The 18,767-nt window shown below is 35.9% G+C and carries 10 protein-coding genes; 9 read left to right on the plus strand and 1 reads right to left on the minus strand.

Features of this window, described 5'->3' with window-relative positions; genetic code table 11:
- Positions 1 to 297: 297 nt before the first annotated feature.
- The 5 genes from NYE58_RS03955 to NYE58_RS03975 all read left to right on the plus strand — a co-directional run bounded on the left by NYE58_RS03955 (position 298) and on the right by NYE58_RS03975 (position 9,230).
- On the plus strand, positions 298 to 1,998 hold the full coding sequence (locus NYE58_RS03955; protein ID WP_341001145.1) for a DNA cytosine methyltransferase: 1,701 nt from the start codon (positions 298 to 300) through the stop codon (positions 1,996 to 1,998).
- A 223-nt stretch (positions 1,999 to 2,221) separates the two neighbouring features.
- Positions 2,222 to 3,697: an ATP-binding protein gene (locus NYE58_RS03960; RefSeq protein ID WP_341001146.1), complete on the plus strand. Its 1,476-nt coding sequence runs from the start codon at positions 2,222 to 2,224 to the stop codon at positions 3,695 to 3,697.
- Positions 3,690 to 6,338 carry a Z1 domain-containing protein gene (locus NYE58_RS03965; RefSeq protein WP_341001147.1) on the plus strand — a complete coding sequence of 883 codons (2,649 nt, stop codon included), beginning with the start codon at positions 3,690 to 3,692 and terminating at the stop codon, positions 6,336 to 6,338. Before NYE58_RS03960 ends, NYE58_RS03965 begins: the two co-directional genes overlap by 8 nt.
- Positions 6,339 to 6,362: 24 nt before the next feature.
- The gene (locus NYE58_RS03970) at positions 6,363 to 7,373 is read left to right on the plus strand and encodes a PD-(D/E)XK motif protein (RefSeq protein WP_076296183.1); all 1,011 of its coding nucleotides are present in this window, start codon (positions 6,363 to 6,365) and stop codon (positions 7,371 to 7,373) included.
- Between the two features lie 15 nt (positions 7,374 to 7,388).
- On the plus strand, positions 7,389 to 9,230 hold the full coding sequence (locus NYE58_RS03975; protein ID WP_341001148.1) for an AIPR family protein: 1,842 nt from the start codon (positions 7,389 to 7,391) through the stop codon (positions 9,228 to 9,230).
- Positions 9,231 to 10,076: 846 nt separating this feature from the next.
- Here NYE58_RS03975 and NYE58_RS03980 read toward each other — a convergent pair.
- The gene (locus NYE58_RS03980; RefSeq protein ID WP_341001149.1) at positions 10,077 to 11,324 is read right to left on the minus strand and encodes a restriction endonuclease; all 1,248 of its coding nucleotides are present in this window, start codon (positions 11,322 to 11,324) and stop codon (positions 10,077 to 10,079) included.
- A 687-nt stretch (positions 11,325 to 12,011) separates the two neighbouring features.
- Between NYE58_RS03980 and NYE58_RS03985 the strand changes: the two genes are divergently transcribed.
- The 4 genes from NYE58_RS03985 to NYE58_RS04000 are packed head-to-tail and all read left to right on the plus strand — an operon-like array spanning position 12,012 to position 18,481.
- Positions 12,012 to 13,883: a hypothetical protein gene (locus tag NYE58_RS03985; RefSeq protein WP_341001150.1), complete on the plus strand. Its 1,872-nt coding sequence runs from the start codon at positions 12,012 to 12,014 to the stop codon at positions 13,881 to 13,883.
- Positions 13,867 to 14,754, plus strand: a complete 888-nt coding sequence (locus NYE58_RS03990; protein ID WP_341001151.1) for a hypothetical protein — start codon at positions 13,867 to 13,869, stop codon at positions 14,752 to 14,754. The genes NYE58_RS03985 and NYE58_RS03990 overlap by 17 nt, the downstream gene beginning before the upstream one ends.
- On the plus strand, positions 14,751 to 15,479 hold the full coding sequence (locus NYE58_RS03995; RefSeq protein ID WP_341001152.1) for a DUF6339 family protein: 729 nt from the start codon (positions 14,751 to 14,753) through the stop codon (positions 15,477 to 15,479). Before NYE58_RS03990 ends, NYE58_RS03995 begins: the two co-directional genes overlap by 4 nt.
- A 26-nt stretch (positions 15,480 to 15,505) precedes the next feature.
- A complete protein-coding gene (locus NYE58_RS04000) occupies positions 15,506 to 18,481 on the plus strand; it encodes a hypothetical protein (RefSeq protein ID WP_341001153.1) in 2,976 nt (991 codons plus the stop codon).
- Positions 18,482 to 18,767: the final 286 nt, after the last annotated feature.

The raw sequence follows: 18,767 nt of genomic DNA on the forward strand, positions 1-18,767 counted from the left end.
TGTGATAAATAATGATATATTAATATAATTGATCCAAGTGTAAATTAATATATTGGTTAATAATATTAGAAACGTACTACTGAAATTAAGTAACGCAATCAATGATTATATAAAAAAATGATTCTGATAATAATTAAATTTATACCAAAAAAAGTTCTGGTAATTATTTTTCTATAGCATGTTCTATTGAGATGTTGTAATCTAATAATTTGTGTCTTAGTACTTGTAAATATTATCAAGAGGTGTTAAGCTGCTAATATAAGGAACGAATGTTCGTGAGCAAGGGGCGATTAAATAATGTGTAATAAAAAGCTTTTAGCGGTCGATTTATTTTCCGGTGCTGGGGGATTAAGTTTAGGATTTCTGCAAACTGGTCAGGTAGAAATTGCAGCTGCTGTAGAAAATAATAAATTTGCTCAAAAAACTTATAAAAGAAACCATGAGAAAAAAAATTCTTGTCATAATATTAAATATTATGATGATATTAGAAGATTGGACTTTAAGGAACAGATTATAAATGAGTATCAGAAAATAGATCTTGTCTTTGGGGGACCACCGTGTCAGGGGTTTTCTAATGCTAACAGGCAAAAGACTGAGCTTATCTCCACGAATAATCAGCTGGTCAAAGAATATGTAAGAGCAATTCAAGAATTAGAACCAAGTGCTTTTGTAATGGAAAATGTCAAAGCGATGAAATCTTCCAAACATAAATTCTTTTATTCGTCTAAAGATCACCAAGAAGTTGTAGAAGAGCTAGAGATGAAACTTTTGCCAGAAAAAATATTGTTGGGAAAAACAACTAAACTAACGGAGGACTTGATTCGTTTTCTTAAGAATTCATTCCATTATGAAAGACTTTCCTCATATACAATAAATGATAAAAACTTATTTTCCAAAATAAGTCATATTGGTAGAAAAGAGAAAGAGGCTCATTTATACCTTGCAAAAGCTGAGGGGAAATTAAAGAATTACTATCCTACTTGGATGGAACAACATGAGGTCTATTGGAGTGAGAGTTATCAAAAACAGTGGATGATACTTGGAGACCTTTTACAAATAAAAGATCATAGTGATACATCAAAAGATTTTCTTTTTAAAAACTTGAATGAAGTTATAGAGGTTCAAAAAATTTTAATGAGAATGAATGAAATCACAGCAAATAATATTGAAATAAGTGACATTGTACATGATCAAAAGAATGTATATATACAAGTGAAGACTTACGGAGTTTTAGATTACCTAACTTCAAAATTTAATAGCCTAGGATATGCCATTAATGAGGAGCATATATTAAACGCTGCACATTTTGGGGCCCCTCAGCTTCGAGAACGTCTCATTATTATTGGGGTAAAGAAAGAATTTATGGAGGACAAACCTGTAGAATTACCAAAACCTATTTTTAATGACCCTGGTCAGTTTTATACTGTAAAACATGCTATTGAGGATCTTGAAAACATTGCCCCCTTTAAAACAATGGTTGATGATCGGCCTATTGTAAAGTCATCGTCTAAATATAAAAATCTACTAGCTCAATATCTTTGTGGAAATATTGAAGAAATTGAGAATCATGTTATGACAGAAACAAGATCAACTGCATTAGAGAGATTTAAAGTTTTAGAGCCTGGTCAAAACTTTCATCATCTTGATGAGTCATATAAACAAACTTATTCAGATCCCAGGAGAACTCAAAATACTGTTTATTTGAGGCTTAATTATGATACTCCATCAGGAACTGTATTAAATGTTAGAAAGTCTATGTGGATTCATCCCCTTAAAAATAGAGCAATAAGTATTAGAGAGGCTGCGCGGCTTCAAACATTCCCTGATGACTTTGTATTTGAAGGTACTAAAGATTCACAGTATCAGCAGATTGGTAATGCTGTACCTCCAATTTTAGGTAGGGCAGTGGCTGAGCAAGTAGTGAATTATCTAGGGAAACCTGTGAGAGAAAAATTGGAAGATGTAATAATGTCACATGAATCAGTTACAATAATTTAAGTTATTAGTCTCTGCTCATTTTGAGTTGGAGACTTTTTTGTTGTTGGAAATGGATAATTATTCTTTTGAAGGTTATAGATCCCTTGTGTCGAATAATGCAGTATATAATAGATGGGAGTGTTATCTACAAGTTTCAACAATTTTCTCAATCTAACAAAGTAGTTCTTTTAGGCAATTGCTTATTGTAGTTGATAATAAATTTCCTGATAATGGGGGTAACCATATGAATATAATTCTAACTCAGCCATCTGCTACACCTGTTATCCAAGCGCTCCGTTCATTAGGATATAATGCTGGAACTGCAATAGCAGATTTGGTTGATAATAGCATTGACGCAAAGGCAAGTAAGATTGTATTAGAATTTAAGTATTTAAGAAACGATGGGGCAATAATTATTTCAGATAACGGTTCTGGCATGGATGAAGAAATGCTCCAAATGGCTATGAATATAGGCTCGAAAGATCCACGAGAAAATAGACAACCCAATGAACTTGGAAGATTTGGTATGGGACTCAAGACCGCCTCATTTTCTCTGGGTAAACGGTTAAGTGTACTTACCAAATACAACGGGGATTATGCACAACGGTGTTGGGATCTTGATCATGTGTCCCAATGTAATGAATGGCAGCTATTCACAAAGATCCCAGATGAAATTAAGGAGTTAATGATTGATATTGAAGGAGATAGTGGCACCGTTATTTGTATAGATAAGCTGGATCGGTTCATGGGAGCGGGGACTGAGAATGCAATACATACACAAAGTTTTTTTACCAAAGTTCGGCGGATACATAATCACTTAGAGTTTGTATTTCACTCAATCATTGAACATAACAATGTCCAGATTATCTTAAACGAAAATGTTCTTGATCCTTGGGATCCTTTTATGACTAAACATCCTTCTACTTTAGAAGGTGAAACTCAGGTTTTCAACATCAATGGAAACAGAATAATTGCTAAATACTATGTACTACCTCATGCCTCATTTTTAAATGAACAAGAATATAAAAGAGCTGGGGGCAATAGAGGATGGCGAGATCATCAAGGTTTTTATATTTATCGTGAAAACAGACTGCTGCATTACGGAGATTGGTTGGGAATGTTGCAAAAGGATACTTCATCCCAGCTGGCAAGAATTCGTATAGACTTACCAAATACGGCAGATGATGATTGGCAGGTAGATATAAAAAAGTCAGCTGTGATTCCACCGGACAACGCAAAAATAAGACTTGAATCAATAGCAAAATTTGTTCGTAAAATATCCCGTGATATCTTTTATTTTAGGACTCAAGGAGCCCATTCTAACCAAACCTTTAAAGGGAGTCTCAATACATGGGAGTTATCGGGTAGTGACGAAGGGCTTCGATTTATTTTAAACAGAAATCATCCTATGTTAACAGAAATTCAGAACAGAATAGATGACGAAACCTCAAAACTGCTTAATATGTATTTGAAATTCGTCCAGCTGGGATCACCTAGTAATATTATTGACTCGCCAAAAGTGGCGGAGGAAATCATTCAAATGGTCACCGACGCTATGAAAGATTTAGTTATCCAATTCTCTTCTACATTAATTAAGCTCCATGTTGTTCAAAATCAACAACAGCTATTAGATGCACTTATTACTCAACCAGCATTTGATGGTCTAAATCGCATAACGTTGAAATCAATTGTGGAAGAGGCGAGTATCAGTTATGAATGAGGCAAGAGGCCTATTTGAGCAAACATTTGCAACTAATTATATGAACTTAAGATCAGTCTTTCCTAGCCAAGAAAAAGCAGCTGAACAAGCAGTGGATCTAGCAAAGCTCGTAATACAGGGGCTAAAAGTAGAGGCGAGTCTGATCGAACAGTGGTCTTTAGAAATGTATATGAAATATAATGTTAACTTTGATATTATAAAGACTCCTGTATTACGTCTAGAAGGAGTGAGTGGCTGGTACAGTTCCAAATTACTTTTGGGAGCTTTTTTTTGGACACGTTACAGAGATTATCTATTAAGAATTAAGCATTGGGACCAAGAGGCTGTTGACTCTATCGATGATTCAACAAATGAAATCATGCGGTCTTTGGGTAACCCAAATGAAAACCATTCTTTTGACAAACGGGGTCTTGTATTAGGGTACGTTCAGTCCGGAAAGACTGCTAATTTTACAGGACTTATTAATAAAGCTTTCGATGTTGGATATAAATTAGTGATTGTACTTTCAGGTGTCCATAATGATCTAAGAGCACAGACTCAGCTTAGGTTGGATGAAGAAGTGATAGGTAGCAGGGTCGATAGAGAGGGCAAACCGGTTGGAGTAGCCCAAATCTATGCTAATACACCTAATCATATTATTTCAACATGGACTACAGTTGAACGTGACATTTCATCTGAACCGAGTGGTATTTTTAACTTAAACCAAAGAACTCTTATGGTTGTGAAAAAAAATAGTATTGTCCTAGAATCACTTAAAAATCAACTTGAGTATCAAAAGAGCTTATTTAAATTAGATATTCCTGTTTTAATAGTTGATGATGAAGCAGATCAGGCATCTGTTGACACCTCTAAACAGGATGAAGATCCAAAGACGATAAATAAGTTAATCCGTCAAATTTTAGAAATTTTTAATAGAAGGTGTTATGTAGGCTACACAGCAACCCCGTTTGCTAATCTATTAATAAGTGCTGAAGCTAAAACAGAAGAGGAAGGTAAGGATTTATATCCTAAAGATTTTCTTGTCGGTCTCCTCAAGCCTAAAGAGTATTGTGGTCCAGAAGAATTCTTTAATGTTGAAGAAGAGTCGGACGATCCACGTCCAAGTTTGATTCGTCCTTTGAGGGATCCAGATATAGAAGTCTTTACTGGAATTAAAACAAAAGGGGATGCCGGTAAATTTGAAGAGGTTCCTCCGCAAATGGAAGAGTCCATCTTGAGATTTCTTTTAACTATTGCTGTAAGAAATCTTCGAGGCCAGAGGAACAAGCATAACTCGATGCTTATTCATACCTCTCGTTTTAAAGATGTTCAGTCAAGTGTAAAAGACGGTGTGGATAAAGTATTCAAGGAAATCACCAAACAGATACAATATAACAAAAACGGTGAAATTGTAGAAGTAATTAAAGTGATTTATGAGGAAGATGTTATTCCGACAAGCAGGGAATGGCCTGGTTATATTCAGGAATTTAGCTGGGAAGAGGTTTATCAGGAGCTGAGAGAGAGCTCAAAAAAGGTTCGTGTTTTTGAAATTAATGGAAATAGCAAAGATGCGTTAGACTATCATCAATACAAAGAGGATGGTTTAAACGTAATTGCAGTAGGTGGAGATAAGCTGTCGCGAGGACTTACACTTGAGGGACTTAGTATAACTTACTATTTTAGAAATACGTTGATGTATGACACTTTAATGCAGATGGGGCGCTGGTTTGGATATCGGAAAGGTTATATGGACTTGTGCAGAATATATACAACCGCAGAAATTGCTTCGAATTTTGAACACCTAGCTATTGCAATGATTGAACTACGAAAAGAATTTGACAGGCTGGCACTAGCAAATAAGACTCCATTGGAATACGCAGTAAAAATGTTAAGTCATCCAACTATGACCTTAACGAGTCCATTAAAAATGAAAAATGCTGCGATAACAAATATAATTTATCGGCTAACCCTGCAGCAAACTCGTATCTATGAAAATAAGGAAACTTTTTTTTCTCACAACATGAAAGTGACTGAGAACTTTATTAGTGAACTCTCTTCAAGATTTACGAAAACGCATATTGGAACAGGTAAAACTGGTTATTATATGGTTCCGGAAGTGGAAGTAAATACTGTGTTGAATTTTCTATCAGAATACAAGACGAGTCAAGGCGCTGATAAGGTTGATAGCGGAAAAATTGTAAATTATATCCGTCGAGTTAATGAAAATGGAGAGCTTTTACATTGGACAGTAGCAGTGGTTGAAGGTGAACCAAGGGATAAAAGTGGTCTTGAGAAATTCCCAGTACAATTCGGGAAATTTAAAATTGATTCTGCAGTGGTACGTGGGGTTAAGGCAGAGAATAATAACAATCAAGGACAGACTAAAATTGATATACGTGCTATAGTTGCTTCGCGTCAGGAATTTATAGATCTCGATCAAGCTACAATAAAGAATATGAAGGACAAACAAGATATTCGAAATTTGAGGCCAAAAGAAAAAGGAATGCTTCTAATCTACCCGCTTCATCCTAAAGTAAAAGTTTTCGAATCCCTTAGTTTTAATTTTAGCGAGAAAATGGTTCCAATTGGTATTGCTATCTCATTTCCTAACTCAGAGTTAGATGATTCTAAAATCTATGAAGTGAACAAAACAATAAAATAAATATTCTAATAGGGTGAGGAATATATGTTGAATCTTAAATTAGAATTCGAGCAAATGATTAAAGAATTAAATAGCCAGTCTCAGCAAGAAGTTTATAAATTGAGGGTTCTTACGGCGGAAAGTCCCATTCTTTTTGCAGGAATAGATACTGTGAATATGAATAGACAACTTTATATCGATTTGGGATTTGATCCTTGGGAACCGGACCAGCTAAAGGCACTTCCAAAATGGCGAGGATTATCTATCAAAATTGAGTATTATGAAAAGCTGGCATTACTTAAAGGACATTATTATCTGGTTTTACGACAAGAGTCAGAACATGGTACAGATATTTTTGAAGTTGTACTGCAGAATGTTGTGGATCATTTGATTACCAGAGAGCAGAATGAATCGGTGTTTACAGTAGTATATAAAGTCCTTGACAGATGGCGAATGTTTTTTCAAAAAGGTGGTTACCGCAAACTAACTGAGGAACAGCAACGAGGGCTTTTTGGAGAATTGTGGTATATTCGAGACTGGTTAAGTCGCTTTCCAACTGCCCCCCCACAAATAATAGAACAGTGGGAAGGACCAACCAGTGGACGAATTGATTTTAAGCATTCAAATCGCGGCGTAGAGATTAAGACGGCAATAAATAAATTAACCAAAACAATTAAAATTTCGAATGAAAACCAGTTAAGGCTTACAAATGCAGTATCGAGTATTTATCTCTATGTATGCTTTATAGAACCAAGTAAGACTCATGGTATTTCATTACAAGCACTTGTAAATGAGGTTCGAAACCAAATTGCAAATCGTTCCGACCGAATGCTATTAAAGTTTAATGATTTGTTAGAGGATTTAAGATTTAAAGAAGAAAATTATACGGATGATTTCTTTTTTTTAGATAAAGTAGAGGTATACGAAGCCGAAACGAACTTCCCAAGAATTTTACAAGAGGATTTGCCAAAAGGTATTTCTCATGTTAGTTACAGCATAGATCTTACACATTGCATTGAATTCGAAAGAGAAGTTGATGAGGTATTTGATTTGTAATGGGGGATTATTGAGATGTTAGAGAATAGACAGCGAAGTGAATTCCTGAAAGGATTCCTTGAAGAAGTAGAAGAAAAAGCGACACAAACAGGGGTATATCGAGTTCCTTTTCTTGAAAAAATGCTTCAGTATATGGAAAGGAATGATGATCCTGATATATTAATTCCTCCATATATAGATACTCAAAAAAAAATTGCTGTGAATGCTTACTTTTATGACGAAAGTCAGAACGTTCTTGACTTATATATAGCTGATTATAATTTTGATCAAAACGAGCAACAGTTACTCACGATAAATATGACGATGATGACAGAACTAGCCAATCAGGCTAAGCGTTTTATTACGAATGCTAAAATCTTATCTCATACAATCGATCATTCTCTTCAAGCGCGAGAATTAGCTGTACTTATTTCAGAAAATATAAGTGTTATAGATGAAGTGAATATATTTATATTGACCAATATGATCTATAATTCTAATAAACCAATAGAGCTTTCGATTCCTGGAATAGAAACAGTTAATGTTCAAGTGTGGGATATAGATCGTATACTCCAGATCATTTTGGCCGAACAAGGAGTCCAAACGATTCATATTGACTTCGAGAAGGATTTGGGACATTCATTTGAGATGATGTATGTGCCTAATGTTCAGCATGAAGGAGTAAAGAATTATTTTACATGTTATGTAGGATTCATACCTGCACAATTACTTGCTAAAGCATATGACCAATGGGGTTCAAAGCTGGTTGAACGAAATGTACGATCTTACTTGCAGGCTAAGGGCGGTACCAACAAAGGGATCCTAAAAACTCTTAAAGATCCTAATGAAAGACGAATGTTTGTAAGTTATAACAATGGTATTTCTAGTGTAGCACGTTCAGGTGACATCGAAAAAATAAATGATAGTATTAATCTTTACCGTGTCAAAGGGCTGACTGGCTGGCAAATTGTAAATGGCGGACAGACGACTGCATCAATACATCAGGCTTATAAGAGTGAGCTGGATTTATCCGAAGTGTATGTTCAGGCGAAATTGACAATTCTTCATGTTGAAGCCAATCAGGAGAAAGATCATCAACTTCTTGAAGATGAGATGGTTTCAAGTATTTCAGAGTATGCTAACACACAGAATAAAATCAATAAATCTGATCTGTTAGCAAATTCTAGATTTATGTCGGAATTAGAAAAGTTATCTAGAAATATATGGATCCCGACCTACGATGGCAGAAAGTCAGAGAGAAAATGGTACTTCGAACGCGCGAGAGGTCAATATGCAGTTGATTTAAATAGACGTAAACGTGGTAAGGAGCAAAACGAATTTAAAAAGCAATATCCAAGTGAAAAGGCGCTTACCAAAGTTGATTTGGCTAAACATTATATGTCGTGTGAAGGGTTCCCACACATTTCAAGTAAAGGTGGAGAAGAGGCCTTTAAGCGGTTTATGGAGCAAAATAAACAGTTCTGGAAATACGATAAGGATGATAATGATGAGATTATTCCGCTGAATGAAGTTACCCTAGAAGTCTATCAAAAATTAATAGCAAGAACTATTATTAATCGTCATGTAACTAATATTGTGGAGTCTATGAGGTTGCAGGGATATAGAGCAAATGTAATTTACTATACTGTATCTATGCTCCATCATATATATGGAACCAAAATAGATCTAGTTGATGTATGGAATCGTCAAACATTATCTGATAAATGGGATGAAGTTATAAGAATTATTGCTGATAAGGCATTGTTTTTCCTGCGTGATTCTGCGGGAGATAGAAACGTAACTCAATGGGCCAAACAGGAAGCTTGCTGGGTACAGTTTAAGGATGAATTTACGAAGCAGCTAAGTAATATCATCTGATTATGATTAACAGCGTATATTTCTTTGATTGAAATTAATTAAACACTCAATACCGTTCTAATGGACGGTATTGAGTGTTTTCTCATTTTGAAAAAAATGAAAAATGATTAATTGTTGGAATATTATTTATGTCGCTTAGTGAAGAAATAATAATGGAAAAATTATTCATGTGATAGAATGAACAAAAAAATTTTTAAAAAGGGAACTGCTGACATAATATATCGAGAATCGGCGTCATCAATTTCCTTAGCGTAATACAAAAGATCCTCATCATGTGTTAGTTGCCGAGTTCCTACTCTAACAGACCCATGTAAGTAAAATAGAAGAGGTATACCTAATTTGAGCGAATGGCAGTGGCTGATTTATCTACGCTCGAAGCAATCATTGCTCCTATTGGGTTAAAATTTTCAAATATCGTGCAGCAAGATTAATTAGAGCAGCAAAATAATCTGTGAAGAGCATAATTGTGTTGTAAAGTTAATTAGACTGCCTGGAATTAGAGACTACATTTTAAACGCTATTCTCGTGTATGCCTTTGGTCAGCCTGTCGTGACTTTTCTCCACTTACTTTGGTTACATTTCAAAAAATACTAGACCCCGTACGGATATCGATTTGTAGTTAAAATAAGGGAATACTTTAAAAGTATGCAAAGAACAAGAGAGGATAATTGGTAGTATTTTACTTATGTGGTTTAGTGTGTGCTTCTAAAATCCAAAGTCTATAGAATGCCTATTATGTCAGAAGTGCACAGATTTCATGTTGCGAAAATAATTAACTTTATCGGATCACTTTGTCAAACAAGATAGAACACTACCCCATAAAGAGACGAGTAGTATCTCAACACTCTACATGTCCAGGTGTATTTCCTCTGGTCTTCTCGACAGAACATAGGAATCATATTCACTGTCCAATTCGTTCAACAACGAATTAACGTCCTTATATCCTTGTTCGTAGATCAATGTATTGACTTCTTCAGCCAGCCGTAATCCATGAATGAGCATAATTGGGTATTCATCTTCTATAACTTCTCTTTGAACAGGCTCAGAAAAATAACTAGTAGTGACAAATACACCAACCCATCCCCTTCTTAATCTAGCAACTGTCCTAGCGATATGTGTACCACTAGTAGGCATTGATGGGTCTTGGCATTTAGCTTGCCCAAGTACTACAAGTTTAGTTTTAGAAAAAGCACTACCGATATCCAACCTGGCTACAAAGTCAGTTCCCCCATCACCACTCGATGGAGTTATCCAGCCCTCTCTATAAAATCCACCATTAGATGCCATTATTCTGGAAGCTACTTTGGCAGCCAAGAGCTCAAACCGAGACTTACGATTATCATAAAAAGCATAAATTTGCTCGAGTACCTTCTGTTCCTTAGAGCCTGGTAAAGGTCTTTGATGTTCTGCTTTAGTAACATACAATTTTGAGACTCGCCTTCTGCATTTTTCGCGACTTTTTTGACCTTCTTTTATCCATGTTTTCCATGATGAAGGGGCGAGTTTTAGAGTCTCACTTAAAGAAAAAGCAGGATTCCTTCGCATACTAATCCATTCCCAATTAAATTCCTCTGCTTCTTTAAGAAGATGAAATATAGTGAAATCGAACGAGTAATTAACGAAGGACTCACCTGATGAAATTAGTTGAATTATACGTTCTACACGTTCAATCACACCGAAACCCTGGAACTGAACATTACCCTTAGCTCGGCCATTTAATCTAATTCTTTTAAAGAATATAACAGGAATAGATAGTTCTCTTAATAGCTGATCTGGAGAATTGTGTGCAATTTGTGCTCGTAGCAATACACTATTTCCCTCTGCAGATTCTGGCGATCTCCCTAAAGTTTTGTTGTCACCAAAATATTTAATATGCCCATTATCAGGATCAAAAAAATCTTGCCATGGTGTGGAGTGAGATCCTATTTTATGAGGACTGCTGGATATTAAAATCGCTGGAGTCCGATTCCCATCGATTGCTTTCACTGATGCAATTGGATTAATTCCCTTTTCTAATAAAGGAAGAGCACATCCAATGGTATGGGTTATATAAAAAAAAATTTTGAAGTCCATCTTTCTCTTTGTATTCAGCACTATAGGGTCTTCCGTAACGAAATACTTCACTTATTCTCATAGATCCCACCAATCTTTCTTTATATAAATACTCTGATTTTTAATAGCATACTATATTCAAACATGTAATTCTGTAAATTATTATTCATCTGAAACATAGGTGCCCCGTTACTACTCTTCTTATATGGCGATATGTTTATTTCTCTATAAAATTTAGTCGACAGAGAATTATTATGTTTTATGACTGTAAGGTGAAAGGATAATAGTCCTATTTGTCGAATGGTTAGGTATAAGGTCTTATTGCCTTGGGAACTTGTTTTGGAAATAACACAACAAGTAGTTGGCAAATACCTTTTAAACAGTCCTAATTACTTAGTATGTATTTTTTGGAATAATAAGATGTCAAGTCATTTGGCGAAGTAAATAACGGAGTTTGTACATAAAGGCTTAAAAGTAATGATCCTTTCGAAAAAAGTGGATAAAATTGTTGGTCTAACAGCATTTTTGAGGAAATTTGATGTCCTTTTACTTTTGAATTGTAATTTATTAATATCTTTTAAAAAAGTTACCAGGGTTTCTCCTCAAAGTTACCAGGGTTTCTCCTCAAAGTTTCCTGTTTAAAATGTTTGGATGATAATCATAACTTATCTAACTTTGAGAAGCTTTAGTAAAATCTGTTGAAAGTTTAATTTAGGGGGTTAAACAAACATGAAATGGTCTTTTCCTTCAAATAACCACGGCGACATTAATGGTATCAGCAATTCAGGTGTAGAAACCTTTCAAGGCACACCACTAAAATCACTTGCAAGGGAGATTTGCCAAAACTCTCTAGATGCAGCTATTGATAATACTGTAGTAGAGGTAGAATTTAAGTCATTCACGCTTGAAACCGAAGAATTACCTGATGCATCTTCATTGAAAAAAGCTTTCGTTGCTTCTTTAGATTTTTGGAGTCAGCAATCCTCGAAGAAAGCGCAGGACTTCTTTGAGCGAGCAATCAAGGCAATTGAAGTTGGAACGGTTCCGTTCCTAAGAGTAAGCGATTTTAATACAAGTGGACTTCTTGGCTCTAAAGGTGAGTACAACACACCTTGGTGTAACTTAACCAAATCCTCTGGTGCTTCTGATAAAGCTGGATCGTCTGGGGGCTCATTTGGTATAGGTAAATTTGCACCCTTTGTTTGTTCGGACTTCCGGACGGTTTTTTATAGCACTCTTGATACCGAGGGTGTAACAGCTTTTCAAGGCGTATCAAGAATAACAAGCTTCCGCCGCAAAGAAGATAATAAAATTACTGTGGGGGTTGGATATTGTGGTGCTGATAACAACTTACCTATCTATACTCAGCAGAACCTTGATCCATCTTTTCATCGTAGTGAGAATCAAACCGGTACAGATATTTTTATTGCTGGCTTTAAGTACTACTCCACCGATTGGAAAACGGATATTATCGCTTCCATCCTAGATGGATTCCTTTATGCTATATTTCGTGGCTCACTAGTTGTTCGAGTTGACGATGTAATAATAAGCAAGGATACTCTTTCGGAGTTGATTGAGCAATATCAGACATCCCTTGCTGAAAATGCAGAGAACTATTACAAGGTGCTTACATCAGAAGAGACAGTTTGGTATGAGACTGATTTTAAAAACTATGGGAAAATTTCTCTTGGCCTTATTATTCGTCCTGAAATGCATAGGAAAGTAGCTATGATTCGTAGAACGGGTATGAAGATCATGGACCGTGGTAGCATTTCGGGAATCATTCCATTTTCGGGTGTAATGCTTATTGAAGGCATAAAAATAAATGATTTTCTACGGAATTTAGAAAATCCACAACATACTAAGTGGGAGCCAGAGCGAGCTTTAAATCCAATTATAGCAAGGGATTTTATTCGTGATCTCGTAAATTTTATTAAAGATTGTCTGGAACAATTGAAGAATGATGACGCTTCTGAGGAAATCGATCCCATTGTAGGTGAATTTTTACCGGATGAAACAGAGAACGATATGATTTCGGAGGATCATGAAGCTGAGGCTTTGCCTGAAACAATTAAAACATTTGAGAAAACTGTAATCGTGAAAAAACCGTCGCAGGTAAATAACAAAGGAACCGACACAATAGCAGATGATGATAATGGAGATATAGAGGAAGAAAGACTCGATGCTGGTTCGGGACATGGTGATGGGGAAAGAACGGGTGATGATAATAGTCACGGCGAAAAAGAGGGTAAAGGTAACAAAACCAATCCTAATGAACATCACAAGTTACTATCGAGCATTGATGCTGTAACAGCTCGAGTGGTCTGTTTGAACAAAGATTCAGGTGAATATTCAATTACCTTTGTTCCTACCTTATCAGCTGAGAATGGTAAGTTGGAATTATATCTTTCTGCGGAGTCACAGAATTATGAGGCAACTATTGTAAGTGCAATGGGGATCGGTCAACCGATACTTACCGTTTCTACGAATCAGATTATGGGGATATCTTTTAAGGCAAACACACCGGTTCGTTTAAAAGTGGTTTTGGACTATCACGATTATTGCTCAATGGAGGTTAAAGCGTATGGAAATAAGGTATAAATTATACCCGTATCCTGTTATGTCCTATTATTCCGATGACTATGTAAACAGTAGTTTTGACACAACCATAGACCCAAAAAAAGACGGTCTTAATATCCGAATCGATTTTCTGACAAATTTAAATAACGTCGAATTAACGAAATATCTCACCCAAGGTAAAGTTAAATTTGTATATCACCTTGAATGTGCGCAAACGGGTTTTAGAACAGCACTACAAACGTCCAACTCTGAATTTACATATATCATTTCCAATAAAAAAATATGTGGTAGATTGCAGATATGCCCATTTATTGTTGCAATTCATGATATACCTGATTATGTGAATTCTTCTTTTCATGAAGACTACCGGGGCTTCAAATTTCTCATTGAAGCAGGCTGTGTAATGGCTGTGGGTAAGCAGGTTAATATCGATATTGAAAAAAATATTAATGACCTATCTAACACACCATCCGTGTTCAGTATTATTAAAAATGCCGATGAGACAGCATTGGGAATGATTGTTGATCTGGATCAGAAAAAGATTGTGATTAAGCTTCCGGAAAGGGACTATTATAACTACAAGAGCATCAAGGATGAAGCAGTAATTCAACCTGTTTTAAATTCACTAGTGGTAGTACCTGCACTTACGTACGTTTTGGAAGAATTAAATAGGCGTGATCCAAGTGAACGCTATGAGTATAGTTCATACTCATGGTATCGTGCCATAAAAAAAGCGTTGTCAAACCAGTTTCAATGTGACGTTGAAAGTGATCAGCTTTCCAAGTTCAATATGCTCGAAGTCGCCCAAAAAATGATTAATATACCGATATCAGATGCTCTGCAAGCACTCTCAAGTGGATATAAAAGTGAGGATGAGGAGGATACCGAATGAAAATTGTATTCTTGCAAGACGACAGTTTACTTGCCTTAAAAAGTAATTTATCTCAACTGATACCTAAATTTATCTTGCCAGATAACGGGTGGATCAAGGAATATTTTGGGGGTTCACCCTTCATTGAGTCAAAATATATGGTTGATGACTTTATAATGGATATGTCCCAAGAAAAACCTTTTCTAACTGAATTTGAGAACGTACAGAGAGTGTATAATCGGTTAAAATTTCTTTCTGATTCTCAAGCGTCAGATGAGCGGTTATGGGCCGGGCTCTGCCTTACTTCATTTTGGGGATATACCCAATACCGTTGGGATATAGTTAACAAATGCACCATTAGCAACATCCAGCAGCATTTTTTCTTTGGTTATGGCGCACGACGATCTTTGACTAGAAACGCTATTTCCCGTCTCTGGTGGATCGGTCGACTTACTTATGACGAAACTAGGGACGATAATTACGAGTTGACACGTTTTGTGTGCGAAAACTCAGACTATATTATGCATATTTTAGAGCGCAATACCTCCAACAATCCTATGATAATCAGGCCATTCATATCTGCATTGTTAACTGCTCGTAATGAAGGTTTAATAATTAATACAGATACTGTTGGTGCCCTATCTAAGTACTTAAATCTACTAGGTGGAACTTATATTTTAGATTGCTTATCAAGTCAAGTTATATATGATAAAACTCTTAAAAAAATAGGTGAAGTAACGAAGTAGTTTTGTCTCGTTAGGAAGGATTCCTTATGACCCTAAAAATCGAAGAAATGTACGCTGACAACAAGTATGACCTGGTTGTTTTCTTTTTCAAGGAGCGAAGTATTCTCAATGTAGAAGACCTTATTTTGTTTGATTTTAATGAATTAATGTTTGTACCAGGAATAAAGAATGAACTTGTTTATGAGGTACAAGCAGTATTTCAAAGTTGCTTAACTATTAATACGTCGGAAGAGATAGAGAAAGTGGTTATTGATAACAAGAAGGCATGCGATGTAGATGAATTGCCAAAAACAATCTATGAGCATACGAAATTGATAGCTGAAGGAACAGTTGCATGTATACCAGATGCATTAATCGCTACTGTATATTCTGATGTACCTCGTAGCACATCATTTTTACATAGTTGTATTTCACAAGGTAAAATACGGATGAGTCAACTCTCAGAAGATGATTTTGACCGAGCATTAAGTTTGAAGGGGCTTGGTGCATCATCTGTTGAGGCCCTTCGTGAAATTTATCAGCAATATATTAAAGGTGAGAGAATTAAAGATACTACCACTGCAAAGAGGCTGGAACATATATCAATTGACCAGCTGTTTAACAAGTTACCAAAAGGTGACCTTTTTATTCGTCACTGCCGAAGCAAAGGGGTTGAGAATGTTTCTCAACTTCAAGGCTTTTCTTTCAAGGACACTAAGATCAGAGGCATTGGTTCCTCCACGATGGAAGTTATATATCAAGCATATTTGGAAGTATTAAAGTTACCCTTAGAGGACACGCAAGAATCTGCTTTACTAGAAGATATTCCCATGGAGAATATGTCAATTCCTGTTTGTTTTTTAGATCGTTTAGGTATGTCCAAGGATAGCATAGAAGTCTTAATTGAAAATGGGTACACAACTATTAAAGATATGTGTCAAATTGGGGTTTCTCCTTATGAATACTCTTTAATTCAATATGTCATACCTTTCCTAAGGACCCCTATAACTACCCACTTTTCAAATCAGCTTTCAAATGAAAAAGATACCTCTCGGAAGTGCTTAATTCAGAAGAGCCAAGGGGACACCCTGCAAAAAATAGCTAATGAAATTGGTGTTACTCGAGAGCGAGTTCGTCAAATTATTTTAAAAACAATACGTAGTCTTATGGATAGCGCAGAAATGATTGCGGAAACTTTAATGCAAGCTGGAGAAGGATGCTTTACTTTTCCCGAGCTGCAGCAGCTGTTCAAAGATATGACAATGGCAGAATGTTGTAAGTATGTATTATTGGAATCTAATGAGGTGCAATATTTAAGCTTTTCCGATAAGTTCGTACGTAAAACGCTTTGTCCTAACGATTTGGATTTCACTTTACAGCAATTTGCCGCTGATATTGTTGGGCAAGGAATGAATTTTTACGACCACCTTGAAATGATAGAATCCGAATTGTTGAGACGCAATTTAAACTTTTTAGATTTTGAAGATATCATGAATTACTTAGTTAAGACAGGATATCACTTTTATGGTGAATATGTGATAAAGGGAAATCAGTCTTATGCGCTGATTTGTTACGATGCCATCCTCAAGTATTTCCCTTTTGATATAAAACTCGATTCGAACGAAAATAATGAAGACATGAGGATCCTTCGTAAAATAGTGGATAAGAATTATCATGGATTAAATTTACCAGGAAATAATCGTGCATTAACAGCCAGAGTTGCATCTATTTTGGTGCTTTCGGGTAGAGGAAGGTATTGTCCGATTGGAAAAGTAATATATAGTACCAAATTATTAGATGAAGTTTATTATTATATCCAAAAAAGTTCTCAGACATCTTTCTTTTATAATGAGATATTTGCGCAGTTTCAAGGGCGATTTCTACTTGAAACTAATATTTCAAATGCACATTTTCTCCATGGTATGTTGAAATATTTGTATCCTGATGATTTCAATTTCGAAAGAGATCTGATGGTTAAAAATGGGGCTGAGCGAAAGGGGACAGACGATAGACTTTGCGAGTTACTCATTTCAAAAAGGAGCGCGATGACCAAATCGGAAGTCATAAAAGCTATTCCTGGGTTAAATGATTTCGTTATAGCATTCGCTATTGCTCGTGTGCCAAGGCTTATACAGTGGGATTATAATGTTTATAATCACATTGACAATATTTCATGTGACCCTAATGATCTGAGCGTGCTGGAAAAACTAATCGCAGAGCTGATGAGCAAGCACAGCGGATATTTAAGTGATGCTTTGTTGTTCGATAGCATGTTACGAAATTACCCTGAAATAATCGAAAAAAACAGAATGGAAAATGCCTTAAATCTCTACTATGTCGTTGAGTATTACTTCGAACAAGAGTATCGTTTCCGGCGTCCACATATTTTAGCAAAGGATTTTCCTGTAACTGATCTTACTGTTGCGAATATTGCGAAGACACTTCTCGGATGTGATGCAACTCTAAATTATTCTACCTATGCCACGTTGGCGAAATCATTGGGATGGGCTGAAGGAACGTTATATAGTGTTTTTAATGAGATAGTAAGAGACTTTATTCGCATCTCTGAAGATGATTATGTTCACCGTGACACGTTCAGCGTAACTGATGATTTCTTAAATGAAACAATAAAGCGAATAGGAGGTTTGGTCGAAGATTCAGGCTATTTTGGTCTCAGTAGTATCTTCAATTTCGATACTTTTCCTGATGGACCATACAATTGGAATGGATTCCTATTAGAATCACTCGTTGATGAATACGAAACGGGGTTCAAGATTATCGCACCTCAGGTGCGTGACAGGCGATACCAGCGTGGTATAATCGTTCGTGAAAATGCTTCAGAGATGGCATTTGAAGACCTTGTGGTAAATCTATTGCAAAAAGATGGGATTACAAAACTTACAGAATTGGATCTTATAAAGTTTATAAAGAATAAAGGTCTAATTACAGGTATAGTTCCTCAAGAACTGTATGAGTGCTCAGCTCTACCATTTAAGAATGAATTTTTTACTGTGATAAGGTAACAGTCAGATAGGACTGCATCGAGAAAACTGGCCCAATTCAGTTAATATTGAGGTATATTGCGGTACTGTTTATACAATTAGGTAGATACTGCTTACATGAGCTGTAGTTTTTGCAGGGAGAGTAGTTTGATTATGTGTTTTGTGCACTCGTAGAGGGTGCAGTGCATAGGTCGAGTGAAGGTAGATCATACTTTCCGAAAGGACTGCTGGCGTTCATTGAAGATTGGCAGGAGCTGCTTGCTTCGCAAAGAACATTTAGTTTTCGTCAATATACTAGTCTATGGGG

Source organism: Paenibacillus sp. FSL L8-0708, from assembly GCF_038009325.1.
Taxonomy (GTDB): Bacteria; Bacillota; Bacilli; order Paenibacillales; family Paenibacillaceae; genus Paenibacillus_AQ; species Paenibacillus_AQ odorifer.

Bases quoted from the DNA above. Each gene is read 5' to 3' on its own strand.
- NYE58_RS03970 (WP_076296183.1), top strand. From the start codon at position 6,363: ATGTTGAATCTTAAATTAGAATTCGAGCAAATGATTAAAGAATTAAAT.
- NYE58_RS03975 (WP_341001148.1), top strand. From the start codon at position 7,389: ATGTTAGAGAATAGACAGCGAAGTGAATTCCTGAAAGGATTCCTTGAA.
- NYE58_RS04000 (WP_341001153.1), top strand. From the start codon at position 15,506: ATGACCCTAAAAATCGAAGAAATGTACGCTGACAACAAGTATGACCTG.
- NYE58_RS03990 (WP_341001151.1), top strand. From the start codon at position 13,867: ATGGAAATAAGGTATAAATTATACCCGTATCCTGTTATGTCCTATTAT.
- NYE58_RS03995 (WP_341001152.1), top strand. From the start codon at position 14,751: ATGAAAATTGTATTCTTGCAAGACGACAGTTTACTTGCCTTAAAAAGT.
- NYE58_RS03985 (WP_341001150.1), top strand. From the start codon at position 12,012: ATGAAATGGTCTTTTCCTTCAAATAACCACGGCGACATTAATGGTATC.
- NYE58_RS03965 (WP_341001147.1), top strand. From the start codon at position 3,690: ATGAATGAGGCAAGAGGCCTATTTGAGCAAACATTTGCAACTAATTAT.
- NYE58_RS03960 (WP_341001146.1), top strand. From the start codon at position 2,222: ATGAATATAATTCTAACTCAGCCATCTGCTACACCTGTTATCCAAGCG.
- NYE58_RS03955 (WP_341001145.1), top strand. From the start codon at position 298: ATGTGTAATAAAAAGCTTTTAGCGGTCGATTTATTTTCCGGTGCTGGG.